At 63.4% G+C, this 15,999-nt stretch carries 18 protein-coding genes and 1 pseudogene; 12 read left to right on the plus strand and 7 right to left on the minus strand.

Translation table 11 applies throughout. The annotated features are described in order from the left end of the window. A partial coding sequence (locus EOA79_RS19675; RefSeq protein ID WP_164893893.1) for a nucleotidyltransferase family protein occupies window positions 1-415 on the plus strand: 415 nt, incomplete at its 5' end. A gap of 32 nt (window positions 416-447) precedes the next feature. After that, window positions 448-1,338 carry an alpha/beta fold hydrolase gene (locus EOA79_RS19680; protein ID WP_095825281.1) on the plus strand — a complete coding sequence of 297 codons (891 nt, stop codon included), beginning with the start codon at window positions 448-450 and terminating at the stop codon, window positions 1,336-1,338. Here EOA79_RS19680 and EOA79_RS19685 read toward each other — a convergent pair whose 3' ends face one another. After that, a complete protein-coding gene (locus tag EOA79_RS19685) occupies window positions 1,339-2,388 on the minus strand; it encodes a DUF1176 domain-containing protein (protein WP_095825282.1) in 1,050 nt (349 codons plus the stop codon). Between the two features lie 144 nt (window positions 2,389-2,532). Between EOA79_RS19685 and EOA79_RS19690 the strand changes: the two genes are divergently transcribed. Next, window positions 2,533-3,036 carry a DUF1993 family protein gene (locus EOA79_RS19690; RefSeq protein ID WP_095825283.1) on the plus strand — a complete coding sequence of 168 codons (504 nt, stop codon included), beginning with the start codon at window positions 2,533-2,535 and terminating at the stop codon, window positions 3,034-3,036. A gap of 50 nt (window positions 3,037-3,086) precedes the next feature. Here the strand turns inward: EOA79_RS19690 and EOA79_RS19695 are convergent, their stop codons facing one another. Then, window positions 3,087-3,251, minus strand: a complete 165-nt coding sequence (locus EOA79_RS19695) for a DUF1127 domain-containing protein (protein ID WP_082954041.1) — start codon at window positions 3,249-3,251, stop codon at window positions 3,087-3,089. A 331-nt stretch (window positions 3,252-3,582) separates the two neighbouring features. Between EOA79_RS19695 and EOA79_RS19700 the strand changes: the two genes are divergently transcribed. From EOA79_RS19700 to EOA79_RS19710, 3 genes are all read left to right on the plus strand, one after another. Then, window positions 3,583-4,101: a hypothetical protein gene (locus EOA79_RS19700; protein WP_164748480.1), complete on the plus strand. Its 519-nt coding sequence runs from the start codon at window positions 3,583-3,585 to the stop codon at window positions 4,099-4,101. A gap of 117 nt (window positions 4,102-4,218) precedes the next feature. Beyond that, entirely contained in the window at window positions 4,219-5,286 is a 1,068-nt protein-coding gene (locus EOA79_RS19705) for an aldo/keto reductase (protein WP_095825345.1), read from the plus strand. A gap of 36 nt (window positions 5,287-5,322) precedes the next feature. Further along, on the plus strand, window positions 5,323-6,591 hold the full coding sequence (locus EOA79_RS19710; protein ID WP_095825346.1) for a cysteine desulfurase-like protein: 1,269 nt from the start codon (window positions 5,323-5,325) through the stop codon (window positions 6,589-6,591). Between the two features lies 1 nt (window position 6,592). Here the strand turns inward: EOA79_RS19710 and EOA79_RS19715 are convergent, their stop codons facing one another. The 4 genes from EOA79_RS19715 to EOA79_RS19730 all read right to left on the minus strand — a co-directional run bounded on the left by EOA79_RS19715 (window position 6,593) and on the right by EOA79_RS19730 (window position 11,364). Next, window positions 6,593-7,621, minus strand: a complete 1,029-nt coding sequence (locus EOA79_RS19715; protein ID WP_095825284.1) for a histone deacetylase family protein — start codon at window positions 7,619-7,621, stop codon at window positions 6,593-6,595. Further along, window positions 7,618-8,115 carry a GNAT family N-acetyltransferase gene (locus EOA79_RS19720; RefSeq protein WP_095825285.1) on the minus strand — a complete coding sequence of 166 codons (498 nt, stop codon included), beginning with the start codon at window positions 8,113-8,115 and terminating at the stop codon, window positions 7,618-7,620. The genes EOA79_RS19715 and EOA79_RS19720 overlap by 4 nt, the downstream gene beginning before the upstream one ends. Before the next feature lie 224 nt (window positions 8,116-8,339). Next, complete coding sequence (locus EOA79_RS19725) at window positions 8,340-9,722, minus strand: aspartate aminotransferase family protein (protein WP_095825287.1); 1,383 nt, start codon at window positions 9,720-9,722, stop codon at window positions 8,340-8,342. Window position 9,723: 1 nt separating this feature from the next. Next, window positions 9,724-11,364 carry a N,N-dimethylformamidase beta subunit family domain-containing protein gene (locus tag EOA79_RS19730; RefSeq protein ID WP_095825288.1) on the minus strand — a complete coding sequence of 547 codons (1,641 nt, stop codon included), beginning with the start codon at window positions 11,362-11,364 and terminating at the stop codon, window positions 9,724-9,726. A gap of 144 nt (window positions 11,365-11,508) precedes the next feature. On the opposite strand from EOA79_RS19730, the gene EOA79_RS19735 reads away from it, so the two are divergent. The 3 genes from EOA79_RS19735 (at window position 11,509) to EOA79_RS19745 (ending at window position 12,652) form a co-directional block, all read left to right on the plus strand. Further along, complete coding sequence (locus EOA79_RS19735) at window positions 11,509-11,757, plus strand: ParB N-terminal domain-containing protein (protein ID WP_095800826.1); 249 nt, start codon at window positions 11,509-11,511, stop codon at window positions 11,755-11,757. A gap of 132 nt (window positions 11,758-11,889) precedes the next feature. Continuing rightward, on the plus strand, window positions 11,890-12,285 hold the full coding sequence (locus EOA79_RS19740) for a GFA family protein (protein ID WP_067328478.1): 396 nt from the start codon (window positions 11,890-11,892) through the stop codon (window positions 12,283-12,285). A 154-nt stretch (window positions 12,286-12,439) separates the two neighbouring features. After that, window positions 12,440-12,652 (plus strand): hypothetical protein, encoded by a 213-nt coding sequence (locus EOA79_RS19745; RefSeq protein WP_095825289.1) that lies wholly within the window; start codon window positions 12,440-12,442, stop codon window positions 12,650-12,652. A gap of 40 nt (window positions 12,653-12,692) precedes the next feature. Here EOA79_RS19745 and EOA79_RS19750 read toward each other — a convergent pair whose 3' ends face one another. Beyond that, the gene (locus EOA79_RS19750) at window positions 12,693-13,604 is read right to left on the minus strand and encodes a hypothetical protein (protein WP_095825290.1); all 912 of its coding nucleotides are present in this window, start codon (window positions 13,602-13,604) and stop codon (window positions 12,693-12,695) included. Window positions 13,605-13,789: 185 nt separating this feature from the next. On the opposite strand from EOA79_RS19750, the gene EOA79_RS19755 reads away from it, so the two are divergent. From EOA79_RS19755 to EOA79_RS33675, 3 genes and pseudogenes are all read left to right on the plus strand, one after another. Then, window positions 13,790-14,662, plus strand: a complete 873-nt coding sequence (locus tag EOA79_RS19755; protein ID WP_095825291.1) for an undecaprenyl-diphosphate phosphatase — start codon at window positions 13,790-13,792, stop codon at window positions 14,660-14,662. 54 nt (window positions 14,663-14,716) lie between these two features. Continuing rightward, a complete protein-coding gene (locus EOA79_RS19760; protein WP_095825292.1) occupies window positions 14,717-15,502 on the plus strand; it encodes a phosphodiester glycosidase family protein in 786 nt (261 codons plus the stop codon). Between the two features lie 211 nt (window positions 15,503-15,713). Then, a pseudogene (locus EOA79_RS33675) lies at window positions 15,714-15,999 on the plus strand (hypothetical protein); the annotation flags it as partial.

Consider the following 15,999-nt stretch of genomic DNA (forward strand, 5'->3'; position numbering starts at 1 on the left):
GCTCTCAGGTCTCGATATCACGCTTGCCCACAATCCGGACTTCGCCGACGGGTTGGCCTCGTCGCTTAAGGCGGGCATCGCGCGGGTCGCGCCCGACGCGGCCGGCGCCATGATCGTGCTCGGCGACATGCCTGGTATCTCGTCTAAGGATCTCGATAGGCTGATCGATGCGTTCCGCCGATCCGGGGGCCACGCGGCGGTGCGCGCGGCGCATCACGGCAAACGCGGCAACCCGGTGCTGCTGCCGCGGTCGCTGTTTGCCGCCGTCGCGCAGCTCGAAGGCGATACTGGCGCGCGCCATCTGGTCGAGGCCGAAGGGCTCGACGTCATCGATGTCGAAATCGGGCAGGGCGCTTCGATCGACGTCGATACGCGCGAGGCGCTGGAAGGCGCGGGCGGCGTGCTGCAGGATTGACAAACCGAAGCCGAATTTCGCATGGCTTCGGAATGTCTTTGCGCTGCCGAACTCTGCTCACTTTGCTCGCCGCAACAGCTTTTTCGCTCTCTGCCGCCGAGGGCCAGACGTTGTCGCTGAAACCCTTCAAGGACGAGCTTTTCGCTTACCCGGCGACGCTGTCGAGCGGCGACAACGGTGCCTATACGGTGCTCGACTATCGCGAGATGCGCGACATCAATCAGCGCGACGAGGTGCCTGAAAGGCGTGTGCATGCCCAATATATCGACCCCGGCGTGCGCAAGATGCAGCAGGACTTGATGCTGAAGACCGATGTCGGCGATGTCCGGCATGTCGCAGTCGGCAAGACGCAAGGTGCCGCCATCATCGTCCTTTACCTGCACGGGCAGGGCGGCAGCCGCAAGCAGGGCGTCGACGACTTCACCTTTGGCGGCAATTTCAACCGCCTGAAGAATCTGATGGCCGAAAATGGCGGTCTTTATCTTTCGCCGGACTTTCCCGATTTCGGCGACAAGGGCGCCGCCCAAGTCGCGGCTTTGATCGACCACTATGCAGAGACATCGCCCGGCGCGAAAATCTTCGTCGCCTGCGGCTCGATGGGCGGCATTCTCTGCTGGAAGCTGGCCGACCACAAGGATATTGGCGCCCGCGTCAGTGGGCTCCTGCTGCTCGGCTCGCTCTGGGACGGAAGCTTCCTGACCAGCCTGGCGTTCAAGCGCCGCGTGCCGGTGTTCTTCGGCCAGGGCAGCCGTGACGTGGTTTTCCAGGTTGAGAAGCAGGAAGCCTTCTTCCGCTCGATCCTCGCCAAATGGAAGACCTATCCGACCCGCTTCGTGCGGTTCGAGACCGGCACGCATGGGACGCCGATCCGCATGGTCGATTGGCGCGGCACACTGAACTGGATGCTGACGAAAGCGCCCTGATCAAGGCGGCGTGTTGTAGTCCAGGACGGTCTCGGGATTGATCTCGCCGTCGTAAGATGCATCGACATCATACTGCACCAACGAGAAATTGCCGTGGCGGAACAGATAGGTGCCGGTCGATGAAGCGTCGCCAACGCCGCGCCATTTGTTCATCGAGGTGATCGTCTTGGTCTTGTCGTCATATTCGGAATTGACCAGTTGGTCGTCGGTCTGGAAGCCGATGATGTGGATGCCCTCGACCTTGCCTTCGCTGTTGTTGTTCTCGTAACGGATGTCGAGTTCCGGCGCGGCGAACTGCAACTGCCGGACGCCGGATACATCGTCATAGATGTAATAGACCGCGCTTTCATTGTAGGCGGCCATCGAGCAGAAGAAGCGGAAGAGCCGCGTCTCGCGCTCCGGCTCGTCGGCTCCGGCGTCCTTGTCCTTGTAATGGATCGAGTAGGCGTCCGGCTCGCCGGCCGGCTTGCCTTCCGGGTTCTCCTTGTCGCACTGCTCGCCATAGGCGGCGAGGAACGCCTTCCTGGCCTGTTCCAGCGCCTCGTCCTTCTTGGGCGGCGGCGGGCCGTCGCCGCAGCTTGTCGGCACGGCATCCTGGAAATCCGAAGCCGACGGCTTCAGGGCGCCCTTGTCGATAAAGATCGGCTGGAACGGCGGTTCCTGGATCTGCGCGTTGACCTGGCGAAGCGTGTAGCAGCCGGCAAAGATCTTGGCTTCGCCCTTCTTGTCGGTGGCCTGGATCGCGACAGGGACGCTGTAGTAGATGCTGCCGGCAGCACCTTCGTCCGATACCGCGCCGGTCTTGACCTCGACCGTGTCGGTGCTGTCGTAGCCTTTAACGAAGGCGTCGAAATCTCTTGCCGGCTTGGTGTCGCCGAAATAACCCCAGGCGCGGGCGAATTCATGCCGGTTGATCGCGCTGTAGAGCGAACGGACAACAGCCTCGGCACTGGACCGGTCGTCGATATAAGGGGCTTCGGCTGCAAGCGCCGACCGGCCGATGCCCGCAAGGGAGAACAAGGCAGTCGCTGCGATAATGGCAGGTCTCATCGGGAATCTCCGCTCGATAACGAAAATACTACCACCGCGATTGCGGCGAGGCGGTGACGGGGGCGCAGGGCTGCTTGAAGAATCGAGCCGGGAAGCGCTAGCTCACGGCCCGCGGCGCTGACGCCGCCTGGGGAGATAACTCACGTGACCATATCCATGTACGATATTTCGGTGGCCGTCTTTTCGGCCCGGCTGAAGGCGCTGGCCAGCGTGCTGTCACTGGCCGAACAGAACGCCGCCGACCGCAAGATCGACCCGCAGGTGTTTCTGACCGCGAGGCTGGCGCCCGACATGTTCGCGCTGACCCGGCAGGTGCAGATCGCCACCGATCATGCCAAGGGCGCGCCCTCGCGGCTCGCCGGCCGCGAAGTGCCGAAATACGAGGACAACGAGTCCAGTTTCACAGAGCTGCACGCCCGAATCGCCAAGACGCTCGATCATCTGGCGACATTCTCGGCCGCCGATCTGGACGGGTCGGAGGAGCGGACGATCGAATTGAGGCTTGCCGGACGCGAGGTCTCGATGGCCGGACTGCAATATCTGCTCGACGCAGCCATGCCGAACTTCTACTTCCACATCACCACGGCATACGACATCCTGCGGCACAATGGCGTGCCGCTGGGCAAGTCGATTTTCCTGGGACGCTGAACACGGAGAGGTTTCCCGGCGCGGCCGAGAACCCTCTTTTCATCGTTGAATCAGCGTATCGACATCTCGCGGGCGATACGCGGAAAGTCGGCCGGCTTGATGCCGATATCGGCGCGGTCGGCGTTGCTCATCGCGTTCAGCAGCGCGAGCGCCGATCGGTAACGCTGTTGTTCCTGCGGCCGCGGCCGCGCGAACATTTCGGTGAAGAACCCCATATTCCAGCCCCTTGTTTGTCCTCCACACGCCGAGAGTATAGGTGATTTGTTACAATTGTGCAGTGCAGCAAGTGCATGGCAGCCATGCCTGGTGAATTTTTTCCGCCAAAATCGCTTCTCTTCTGAAACTTTTGCGGAAACTCGACCGTACGCCACGGTCCTGGCCCCCAGGCGGGCTTTTCCTCGCCACTCTGGCGACCTGCCGGTCTGTATCAAATGCAGCGCCGCTTTGATCTTTCCGGCCGGCGTCTGCAGCTGCAACACCCGCAATCGTTCATGTTGTCGGCATTCATTTTTAACGACAGCGATCTATGGTCGACGGCAACAATGAATGCCGTTGCGACAGGAGGAGGCTGAGATCGGCACCGGGAACAAGCTGGATTTCGCTTCGTTGCTCGACGACCTCATCATCGCTTCCGAGAAGGGCGAAGACGGGGGCGCCCGGCCCTCTATTCCATTCGACTATCTGTCGGTGGCGGACGAGCTTCACTCCGGCCGCATCAAGGTCGCCGGCGAAAGCGTTGCCGCCGAGTACCGCGAAGCGGGCGCCGACCTTGCCGCCGAGTTCGCCGCGCTTCTCGACCAGGCCAAGCTGGCTCTCGCTGAGGAAGAGGATCGCCCTGAGGAAGAGCTGGCGCCGATCGACCCTGAATCGATTGCCGGCGAGCTCGGCCTCGATCGCCCTGCGAAGGATACCGATTTCGGCCGCATTCGACGCAACTTCGCCTTCGCCAACCATCCGGACCGTGTCGCCCCGCATCTGCGTCAGCGCGCCATGATCCGCATGCAAGTGGCCAATATGCTGATCGACGAGGCCAAGCGGCGCGCGCTGGCCGCGGCACGACGCTAACCGGTTTCCGAATTCACGCAAAAGTCGCCAGGACCGGCTTGGAGAAAATCCGGCCTATGCCTTATGCTTGAATTCCTCCCCGCGCAGCCGCGCGCCACCTCCCGCCGGAGACATTTCATGCAAAAACGCCGCCTCGGTCGGACAGACCTCCTTGTTTCGCAAATCTGCCTCGGTTCGATGACGTGGGGCCAGCAGAACACCGAGGCCGAAGGCCATGCGCAGATGGATCTGGCCTTCTCGCGCGGCGTAAATTTCATCGACACCGCCGAGCTTTACCCGATCCCGCCCAAAGCCGAGACGCAAGGGTGGACCGAGAGGATCATCGGCAGTTGGATGAAGACCATGGGCAACCGCGACAAGGTCATCATCGCCTCGAAAGTGGTCGGCCGCACGGCCAACGCCTGGTTTCGCGGCGACCGGCCATCGAAGCTTGTGCGCGCCGACATTTTCGATGCGGTCGAGAAGTCGCTCGCCAAGCTCCGCACCGATTACATCGATCTCTACCAGATTCATTGGCCGGACCGGGACATTCCGTGGGGTTCGAACCCGACGCGGGTCGGGGTGGTAGCGCGGCGGGCCGATGCTGTCGGAGCGCCGGCGGACGAGACGCCGATCGCCGAGACGCTAGCTGTCTTCGAGGAACTGGTGAAGGCGGGAAAAATACGCCATTTAGGCCTGTCGAACGAAAGCTCGTGGGGCGTCATGCGTTTCCTGGCCGAGTCCGACAAGGGCGTCGGCCCGCGCGTCGCCTCGCTGCAGAACGCCTACAATCTCGTCAACCGCACCTTCGAGGTGAACCTGGCCGAAGTCTGCCAACGCGAAGAGATCGCGTTTCTACCTTATTCTCCGCTGGCGCAGGGCTACCTCACCGGCAAATATGATCACGGCGCGCGGCCGCAAGGCTCTCGCACGCAGCTCTTCAATCGCGGCCAGCGCTACGAGACGCCGAATGCGGCGGAAGTGCTGCTCCAATACAGCGAGCTGGCGCGCTCTTTCGGCATGGAGCCGGCGCTCTTCGCCAACGCCTATGTGACGAGCCGGCCTTTTGTGACCGCGAATATCGTCGGCGCCACCAGCGTCGCGCAGCTCGACATGGCGCTGTCTTCGGTCGAGGTCCGCTGGACGGAGGAGATGCAGAAGGCGGTCGATGCCATCCACCAGCGCGTCGGCAACCCTTGCCCGTGACTGGAAATCATTGAGAAGGACGAAGGGATGGAGGCGATGGCAGATTTTCCGATAGAGCTCGTGCGCGGACGGTTTCCAGCACTTTCGCTGACCGACAAGGGCCGCCGTCGCATCTATCTCGACAATCCCGCCGGAACCCAGGTGCCGCAGGCGGTGGCGGATGCGGTCTCGCGCTGCCTGCTAACGACAAACGCCAACCTCGGCGGCTTCTTCGAAACGACGGTCGCGGCGCAGCAGGTGGTCGATGATGCGCATGCGGCGATGGCCGATTTTCTCGGTGCGGCAAGCGTCGAGGAAATCATCATCGGCGCCAATATGACGACGCTGACCTACCACATGTCGCGCACACTCGGCCGGACGATGAAGCCGGGCGACGAGATCATCCTCACGCGCATGGACCACGAGGGCAATGTCTCGCCCTGGCTGCAGCTTGCAGAGGATCTCGGCCTTGTCGTGCGTTTCCTGCCCTTCGACGACAAGAGCTGGCAGGTCGAGGAAGCGCGGCTGAAGGCGCTGCTTTCGGAAAGGACGCGGCTTGTGGCGCTGAACTATGCCTCGAACCTCACCGGCTCGATCAACCGCGTGAGCGAGCTGACGGCACTCGCCAAGCAGGCCGGGGCGCTGGTCTATGTCGACGCGGTGCAATTCGCGCCGCACGGGCTGATCGACGTTCAGGCGCTGGGCTGCGATTTCCTGGTCTGCTCGGCCTATAAATTCTTCGGGCCGCATATGGGTATATTGTGGGGCCGCCGCGACGTCATCGATGCGCTGAAGCCCTACAAATGCCGCTGCTCGTCCAACCACCTGCCGGAAAGGTTCGAGCTCGGCACGCCGCAGATCGAGCTGATGGCTGGGTTGACCGCAGCGGTCGACTACTTCGCCGATCTCGGCGCCGCAGCCGGCGAGGGCGGTTCGCGGCGGCAGCGGATAGCGAGAGCCTTCGAAGTGTCGATCGCTTACGAGAATACGCTCGCCCGGCAGTTGATCGAGGGCCTGTCGAACATCGAGGGATTGACCATCCGCGGCATCACCGACCCGGAATGTTTCGGCGATCGCGTGCCGACAATTTCCTTCACGGTAGAGGGCATCGCGCCGGAAACGATCGTGCGACAGATGAATGCCGAGAACATCTTCCTGTGGTCCGGCCACAACTATGCATGGGAGATCGTCCACCAACTCGGCATTCCGCCGGAGCAGGGCGTCGTGCGCATCGGCATCGCGCATTACAACACAGCCGCAGATATCGACGAGACGCTGGAAAGCGTACATCGCGTCATTGCAATGCTGAGGCAGCAGCGCGCCTGAACTATCCTTTCTTCCCGCCAAAGCCGGTCAGGAAAGCGGTGAGGTTGTCGCCGAGCGCATCGCAGAGGTAGCCGCCCTCCTGGACGATGACCGTCGGCAGGCCAAGGCCGGCGATCGCCTCGCCGACGCGCGCGAAGCCGGGCGTCGTCACCGAAAGGCCTCCGAATGGATCGCCTTCGAATGCGTCGAGCCCGAGCGCGACAACCAGCGCTTCCGGCGCGAAGGCGCGGATGCGCCGGAAGGCTGTTTTCAGCCCTTCCAGAAATGCCGCGTCGCCGGATTTGCGCGGCAGCGGCAGGTTGAGGTTGTAGCCGAGGCCCGCCCCTTCGCCGCGCTCGTCGGCATGGCCCCAGAAGAAGGGATAGAAGCGCACCGGATCGGCATGCAGCGAGACGGTCAGAACATCCGGCCGGGCGTAAAAGATTCCCTGCGTGCCGTTGCCGTGATGCAGGTCGACATCGAGTATGGCGACGCGTCCCGCGTCCTTTCTCAGCACCTGCGCGGCGACCGCCGAATTGTTGATGAAGCAGAAGCCGCCCGCCACGTCGGCAAAGGCGTGATGGCCAGGCGGGCGGCAGAGCGCGTAAGCCGCCGTCGCGCCGGCCATCACGGCTTCGGCGGCTTCCACTGCGCTCCAGGCGCTCCAGAGCGCACTGTTCCAGGTCTCTGCCGAGATCGGGCAGGCGGTGTCGGCCATATGATAGCCGGCCTGGCCGACCGCCGAGGCCGGATAGGAGCCGCCGCGGCCGATTGGATGGATGTTCGGGATGACCTCCGCCGAGGCGCCATCGATGCGTTGCCAGCGCGCGAAGATGTGCTCGAGAAAGTCGAGATATTCGGGCGTATGCACGGCGGCGATCGGCCCAAGGCCATGGTCGTTGGGCCGTTCGATCGTCACACCGGCCGATCTTGCGCCGGCTAGCAATCTCTCGACCCGTTCCGGCTTTTCCGGATTGGGTTGCGGCGCGCCGCTGGAAAGGAAGGCCTTCGGGTCATGGCGCTTCTGTTCCTCGGCATAGAAGGCTTTCATCGTTCGTCCTCCGGCGCGTCGGCAAAGGCAAAAAAGGCCTCGCCGACAATCTTGTGCACCTGCTCGTAGCTCGACCAGCCGATGCCGAGCTTTTCATAGAAGGTCTTGGCGGTTTCGTTATCGGTGTCGACGGAGAGCCTGAGATAGACGCCGCCTGCAGCGCGACACTCCTTGGCCACGCGCCGCAACAGCTTCTCACCGATGCGGCGGCCGCGAAAGCGGTCCTCGACATAGAGGTCCTGCACAAAGACCCCGGGCCGGCCCATCCAGGTCGAAAAGATCGGAAAGTGCAGGCAGAGCCCGGCAAACTCGCCGTCGACCTCGGCGATCAAGGTCGAAAAGGCGGGCTTTGCGCCGAAGCCGTAGCGGCGGAGGTCATCCGGTGTCGAGGTGATCTCTTGATGCGCGCCGATGTGGGTACCGAGGCGCAGCAAGGCGGCATGGATGGTCTCGGCATCCTCGATCCGGCCGGGACGGAGGATAATCGTGCTCACGACAAGTACGGCGCCCGGGCACCCCCCTCTGTCCCGCCGGACATCTCCCCCGCAACGGGGGAGATCAGCAGGTGCACCGACGGCGCGGTTCCTGCAACGTCGGCGATTGGCGAAAGCGACAGCGACATCGGATCTCCCCCCTCGTGGGGGAGATGGCTGGCCGGCCAGAGGGGGGAGCGAAGGATCGCGAACATCTCAGGACGTCTCACAGCGCCATTTCACCCTCAGCCTGCAACCGGCAGATCGAGTTCCTCCGCCAGCGCCTCGAGCGAGTCGCCGATGATGGCGATCATCTCGCCGATCTGCTCGCGCGTGATGATCATCGGCGGCGCCACCATGAAATTGTCGCCGTCGACGCCGCCCTTGACCTTGCGGCCATAGATGATCAGGCCGCGCGCATAGGCGTGGTCGAGCAGGCGCTGCGTTGCCTTTTTCGCCGGCGCGATCGGCGTCAGCGTCTCCGGATCGGCGACCATCTCGGCGCCGAGCAGCAAGCCCTTGCCGCGCACGTCGGCGATGAAAGGGAAACGCTTCTGCAACGCCTTCAATTCTGCGATCAGCACATCCCCCATGGTGGCGGCGTTGGCGATGAGATCGAGCCGGTCCATTTCGCTCAGCACCGCAAGGCCGGCCGCACAGGCAAGCGGATTGCCAGCATAGGTGTGGCCGTGCTGGAAGCCGCCGGAGGCGAGCAGCGGCTCGACCAGTCGCATGGGAGCCGCCAGCGCGCCGAGCGGCGCATAGCCGGAGCCCAGCCCTTTTGACAGCGCGACGATGTCCGGCTTGCAGTTCCAATGGTCGCCGCCCAAAAATTTACCGGTGCGGCCGGCACCGCTCATCACCTCGTCATGGATGAGCAGGATGCCGTAGCGGTCGCAGATCTCGCGGATGCGCGGATAGTAGCTGTCGGGCGCGACAAGGGCCGCCGTTGCCGCGCCGCCGACGGGTTCCATGATGAAGGCGAGCACGCTTTCCGGGCCCTCGGCCTGTATCTTGTCTTCGAGCATGTCGGCATAACGGATGCCGCGCTGCTCCATCGAGAGGTTGTCGCGATCGCGCCAGGCGGCCGGCGCCGGCACCGTCGGCATCACCCGCATCAATGGCGTAAAAGTCTCGGCAAGCGCGTCGTCGCCGGTGATGGCGAGCGAACCCAGCGTGCCACCGTGATAGGACGGGAAGCGGGTGATCACCTTCCAGCGCTTCGGCTGCCCGGTGGCGACCGCCCATTGCCGGGCGAGTTTGATGCAGGATTCGGTCGCTTCCGAGCCGCCCGAGACGAAGAAGATGCGGTCCATGCCTTCGGGCAGCTTGTGAGACAGTGCCCGCGCCAGTTCTTCCGCCGGTTCGTTCTCGAAATGAAGCCGATAGGCGAAGGTGGTCTTGTCCATCTGCCGCTTCATGGCGTCGAGGACGTTGCGGTTGGAATGGCCGATATTGGCGACCATCGGTCCGCTCGAACCATCGATGAAGCGGCGGCCGTCCTTGGTCCAGAAATAGATGCCCTCGGCGCAGTCGACGAGTGGCCGGCGCAGGCTGGAGAGATAGAACAAATGCGACGGCGGCCGCGCTTCGGCTTCAGGCGAGGGCTGCACTTCCGGTGTCGGCATGTCAGGACTTTCCGAGATAGCGGTCGAGAACATTCTTGGTGACGCGTTCGACCATCGCGTCCTGCCTTAGCAGGCCGGCGACCCATTCGCAGCTTCCGGCGTGGAAGACTTCGCCCTTGCCGCGCGGGAAATTGACGATCATGCCGTTGCCGCGCTTGACCTTATCGAGATTGGCGTCGCTGGCCTCGCCGAACAAAGTCTCGGCGGTGAAGCGGCCGTCCTCGTCGGTGAGGAACTGGTCTTCGATCGGAATGTCGGCGCTTTCCTCGACCTGGCTCGCCAGGCCGACGGCCAGCACCTGCAAGCCGTCCGGCGCGCCGCTCTCTTCAGTCGGGTACGGCAGGCCGCCGCGTATTTCGAAATCGAGCCCGTCGACCTCATAGCCATAGACATGGCTATCGGCGCCAAGCAGGTCGCCATAATAGATGCCGGTGCCGGCGAAGGCCCAGTGCTCGGGGCGGTAGACCGGGAAGCCGCGCACACCGCGCGGCGCGCAGCCGCCCCAGCCGGCATAGACGCCACGCGTCGCGTTGAGGCCGAAGGTAGCGCTGCCCGGACGGCCGATCTCCGGCGCTTCCCAGGAATTGGTGGCGCGGGTGATGTCGCCGCCGCGATAGGCCGGGTCTTCGGCCCGCGCCCGGTATTTGTAGCAAACCTGGCGTCGGCCCTCGTCCTCCAGCCTGGTCTGCCACATGAAATTGCCGGCGAAGCGCGCCGCGTGGCCGCCGCGCTCGACATAAGCGTCCACCGCGTCGCGCATCTCCCAGGTCCAGTATTCGTCGTGGCCGACGAAGACGACGCAATCATAGCCGTCGAGGATTTCCGGCGAGAAGTGCAGCTCGTGCTGGCTGGCGAGGTCGACCTGATATCCGGCGCGTTCGGCAAAGCCGAAGAAATGGCTGTCGTAGCTGGCCCAGCCGGAAGACGCGTATTTCTTCGAATGTCCCGTGGCAAAGGCCCATTCCATATGCGGATAACGCGGCACGGTCTTCGGCGGCATCGCGACTTCCAGCGGCACGCGCGGTGCATCCTTGGGCAGCACGACGAAGCCGCGGCACCAAGGGCGTTGCGTGGAGACCATCGTGGCATATCGGTCGCGGTTCGGGCCGGTGATGCCCTGATAGTGGTTGGAGCCGCCCCAGGTGTTATAGGCGAGCCAGGTGCCGGTCGCGGCGATCTGCAGCAGGCGACCAGGCTTGCGGCCGGGCAGGGGCGCGACGATGAAGAGGTGGTGGCTCTCGATCGGCGTGCCGTCCGGCCCTTCAGCCGAAAGCCTGACACGGTAAGCTCCCGACGGCCAGTCATCGCCGATGCGGAATTCGAACGAGGCTTCCCAGCCGCAGCCGTCGACCGAACATTGCTCGGGCGTTTCCTGCCAGCGCGCCGACAGTCCCGACCCATCGAAGACCTTGGTTTCATCGCCGCCGTCGCGGACGATGACAATCCTGAATTGCGGGGCCGTCGAGCTGACGAAAAGCGTCACCGTCTCGCCCGGACGATAGGAAAAGCGGTCGCTGTAGCACCAGATCTCGCCGCTCGAGCGATCCATGCCGGGCCACTCGTAATAATGCCCGCGCACCGCCTCCCGGCGCTGCTCGGGCGTCAGTCCGAAATCGGGAAAGTCGGCGGGCCGTTGCGTCATGGAAAAACCGAAACCAAGAGGTCGCCATTGAGACCGTAGGACGGCCAAGCGTCAAATGGAAACGATCGGGCCAGCAGGCGCTTGGCCTTATCCGGCAAACGGCTTATTTGATCTTCAGGCGATGTTTGAACGCCGGGAGCCAAGATGCTGCGCGTGCAAAGGGTCAAGGTCGACGACATCTATGTGCCGATGGCGAGGCGCAAGACGCTGCATCCGGAGACGGTGCGCCATCTTGCCGAGGATATCCTCGAGAACGGCATGAAGACCCCGATCCAGGTGCGCCACGACGGCAAGCGCCATGTCCTGATCGAGGGGCTGCACCGGCTGGAAGCCGCCAAATGGCTCGGCGAAACCGAGATCGACGCCTATCTCGTCCAGGCGCGCCGCCACTGACGCCATTCCCTATCGGTTGCCGTGTCGGCCCCTGCATCACCGTGAGCGATCGCGTCCTATCAATGCTTTTTAATTGACGCTGCGATGTTCGCCGCTACCGTGCCGGCCTTCCTGTCAATCGGGTACTTGGAAATGGCGAAATACCAGGGCGGATGCCTGTGCGGCGCAGTGCGCTATCGCGCCGAGGCCGAACCAATCAACGAGCGCGTCTGCCATTGCCGGCTGTGCCAGAAGGCGATCGGCGCCGCCTTCAATGCGCGGCTCCTGTTTCGCATCGATGATGTCACGATCGAGGGGCCGGTGGCGACGGTCAATTCCTCGCCGGACCTCAAGCGTGGCTTCTGCCCGGCTTGCGGCACGACGATGTTTTCGCGACGTGACTCCAGGGGCATTCTCGGCGTCACATCCGGCTCGCTCGACGATCCGTCCGCGTTCAAGCCCGACATGCATTTCTGGACCGCTTCGAAGCAGCCTTGGGTGCGGCTGGATGACGGCCTGCCGCAATATGAGGGGGCACCGCCGGCATAGAGTTTTCCGTTCTCCCACAACGATGGGAGAAGGAAGAATGCCTGCACAAAAATTTCATCTTCGATTCACGAGATAGCCGGCAAAGCGTCATTGGCGGGCCATCATTGGCTGCCTATCTAAAGCGCCACGCGGGAAGGCATCGAGGAGGCGACGGATGAGCGAGAGCAGCAACCCCCTGGACGAGCTTTTGAACGACCCGATGATCCAACTCGTGATGGAGCGAGACCGCGTGCGCCCGGCCGAGCTTCGCCTGCTCTTGGAAAAGGCTCGCGCCAGGGCTGCCGACGATTCCCGCTTCGACCAGCCGGTGCTGCCGCCGGCGCATATCGTGGCCAGAAGCTGCCTGAAGCAATGGCTGTACCGCTAAAGCGCGTCGCGCCGAACTGACGCGCTTTAGGTCTTTCCGATCAGCTCGAATGCGCCGGCAAATAGCTGTAATGACTGCGGAGATAGGCAATTTTGAAGCCGAGCCGGGCGTAGTTGCGGTAGGCCGGACCGTCGCGTTCGGGGCGCGGCGCCTCGATGTCGGCGACGAACAGTCTTGCGCCGGCGGCTATGCCGTCGCGGACCAGCCTTTCGCCAAGCATGGCGTCGAGGTCGAAGCTCGGCGCCATGATGCCAGGCACCGGGGCGTCGATCCCGCTCCAGGCGGCGCCATCCGAGATGAACATTGAACGCACGGCAGCCACGGCGCCATCGCGTTTCAGCATGTAGTGACGCCAACCCTCGCGGCCGACCAGCGCGATGAGCCAGGGCGAGGTGGGCAGCCTGTACTTCGCATCGATGAAGGAGGCCCATTCGGGAGCGGTCTTGGACGTAACCTCTTCGACCGACAGATCGTCTGCCGGGAACAGCGGCTCGGCAGGCAGCGGCGTTGCGACGCGAAAAATTCGTTCCCAGCCGCTCTGATGCTGGAGCCCGCGCGCTTCCAGCCAGCAGCGCAGCCGGGAAGGCTCGGTGTGCGGGCTTGTGCAGAACCACGGCCGCAAGATGCCGGCAGCGCGGTAATGCGCCAGCAGCGAATCGAGCTGATCTTCCGTGGCCGGGCCGTCGACGCCGATGTTCTTCACGCAGTTGAAATGGATGAACGGGATCGTCGTGCAGGTGGTCCAGACGAGGTCGCCGTCGCGGGCGAGCGACAAGCCGTGCCGCGCGGCGAATTCCGTGGGCGCGGCATCGTAGAGATCGAGCCAGGCATTGACCTCTGCGCGCTCGATGGCGCGGCTCAAATCACGCGAGACCTCCTCGATCCCGATTTCCGGATGGTGCGACACCGGCGGGACGACCGGCTGCAGTTCCGAGAGGGCGGCAGTCGACATGCTAGTCCTCCTCCGATCTGCCTTACAGTGTAAGATTAGCCATGATAATATGGAAGCGCCTGTTGTCAAGCAGGATAAGCGGCACCTTACAAATCCGTGAATTGGCTTCGCCGTACCATGAGGCTAAGCCTGCCCTTGAGGGGCTTTGCGCATAACAATTCATTTTCGCCGGGGAAAGGACAGGGATGACGGACGTCTGCACGCAGGGATTGGACACCGGCTTTGTCAGCCTGGGCTACGCCAAGGTGGCGTTTCTCGGCATCGTGCAAGGCATCACCGAACTGCTGCCGATCTCTTCGACGGCGCATATGCGCGTCGTGCCCGCCGTGCTTGGCTGGCAGGACCCGGGCTCGGCCTTTTCTGCGGCTATGCAACTCGCGGCCCTTGCCGCGGTGATCAGCTATTTCTGGAGCGATGTCAGGGAAGTCGCGGTGGGGTCGCTGGCGGCGCTCACGCGCCGCGACTATGCCAACCGCTATTTCCGCCTGGCGATCGGCATCGTGCTTGCCACCGTTCCGATCGTCATCGCCGGCCTCGCACTATCCAGCGTGCTTAATGCCTGCAACTCGCCGCTGCGCGGGCTGGCCGTGATCGGCTGGGCCTGCATCGCCATGGCCGTGCTGCTTGCGCTGTCGGAAATCTATGCCCGCCACAGGGTGACCCTGGACAAGGTGTCCGTGCTCGACGCCTTGCTCGTCGGCGTGGCCCAGGTCGGCGCGCTCATTCCCGGCGTGTCGCGCTCGGGATCGACGCTGACGGCGGCGCTAAGTCTTGGCTATGCCCGCCCGGAGGCGGCGCGGCTCTCCTTCCTGCTCGGCCTGCCGGCCATCGCGTTGGCCGGCCTGAAGGAGCTTTGGGGACTGCACAAGATTCACCTCGGCGCTTATGGCTGGTCGGTTCTGGCGGTCGGCCTCGTCGTCGCCTCGATTTCCGCCTTCTTCGCCATATGGGGACTGATGCGCGTGCTCGAGCGCTTTTCCGCCTGGCCCTTCGTCATCTATCGCGGCCTGCTCGGCGTCGTGCTGCTGATCGGCGTCGCCGTCGGCTGGCTGAGCTAGAGGCTTTCGCCGAATCCGCTATACCGGCACCTGAACCTTGTTTCGGGTGCGCCTATGGACATTGCAACCCTGCTCCAATCGCTGCCTTTGCTGGCAGCGCTGGTGAAATCGGCGGTGCCGGCAGTGGTCGGTGCGGGCCTGGGGCTCAGCCAATGGGTCGCAGCGCTGCCGCCATGCCGCAATCACACCTTCGAGACCGCGACCTATCTCGTCTGCGAGACGGACCCGAAGCATTACTCGATCGAGCTGTTCTGGAAGGATCCCGACGGCAAGCTCTACCAGTCGCTGCACAATCTTCGAAGCGCGCAGCAGGCGGCCGGACGCACCATGCTCTTCGGCATCAATGCCGGCATGTACCATCCCAATCTCGCGCCTGTCGGTCTCTATGTCGAGCGCGGGCAGCAGATCGCGTCGGCGAAGACCGGGGCCGGCTCCGGCAATTTCTCGATGCAGCCCAACGGCGTCTTCTATCTTAGCGACGGCAAGGCCGGCGTTCGCGCGACGAAGGATTATTTGAAGCGTTCCCCGAAGGTGGACTATGCCACCCAGTCCGGGCCGATGCTGGTGATCGACGGAAAGCTGCATCCGAAATTCCAGGCCGACAGCCCTTCGCGAAAAATCCGCGATGGCGTCGGCGTGCGTGGCGACGGCGTCGTCGTCTTCGCCATCTCGAACGACGTGGTGACTTTCCACGAATTCGCGCGCCTGTTCCGCGACGAACTCGGCTGTCCCAACGCGCTCTTCCTCGACGGCTCGATCTCCAGCCTCTATGCGCCGGCCATTGGCCGCAACGACGATTTCTGGAATCTCGGGCCGATGATCGGCGTGTTCAGGCGCTAAGCAATTCGAGGAAAACCGAGAAGCGGTGTGCCGTTCGGAAATTGCGTGCAAACAAAGACGGAGCTTTCATTGTCGGCTCGCCTGGCGAATCGCCCCGCTGAACCAAAGGTAAATTTTGATTCAAACTTTGTTGGTAATTTCTCATTAGGAATGGGGCTTCCGGCGGCGCTGTTCCGGCCCTCGGTCTGTTTTGTTTTGCGTACAGGTCAAGATGCGGATTTTTGGCGTCGTCAGTTTCGTGCTTGTAGGGCTTTGCCTTGCCGGCTGCTCGTCTACCTCGGGCGTCGATGCCTTGCAGATGCCGTCGAACGAGACGACCAGTTCGGTCGTGCGGCCAAGCGCGCCGGTGACGAAGGCAGTGAAGACCGCCGACGCTGCGATGACGGTGGAGACCGTTTCCATGGCGGGCGCCGCGCGCATCAGGCCGCCGGCGTCGCTCCCTGGCGACCAGAATGCTCGTGTTGACGAGGACAACGCGCGTCCAGGGGATGAGAATT

The organism is Mesorhizobium sp. M1A.F.Ca.IN.020.03.2.1, assembly GCF_004023205.1.
Classification (GTDB): Bacteria; Pseudomonadota; Alphaproteobacteria; order Rhizobiales; family Rhizobiaceae; genus Mesorhizobium.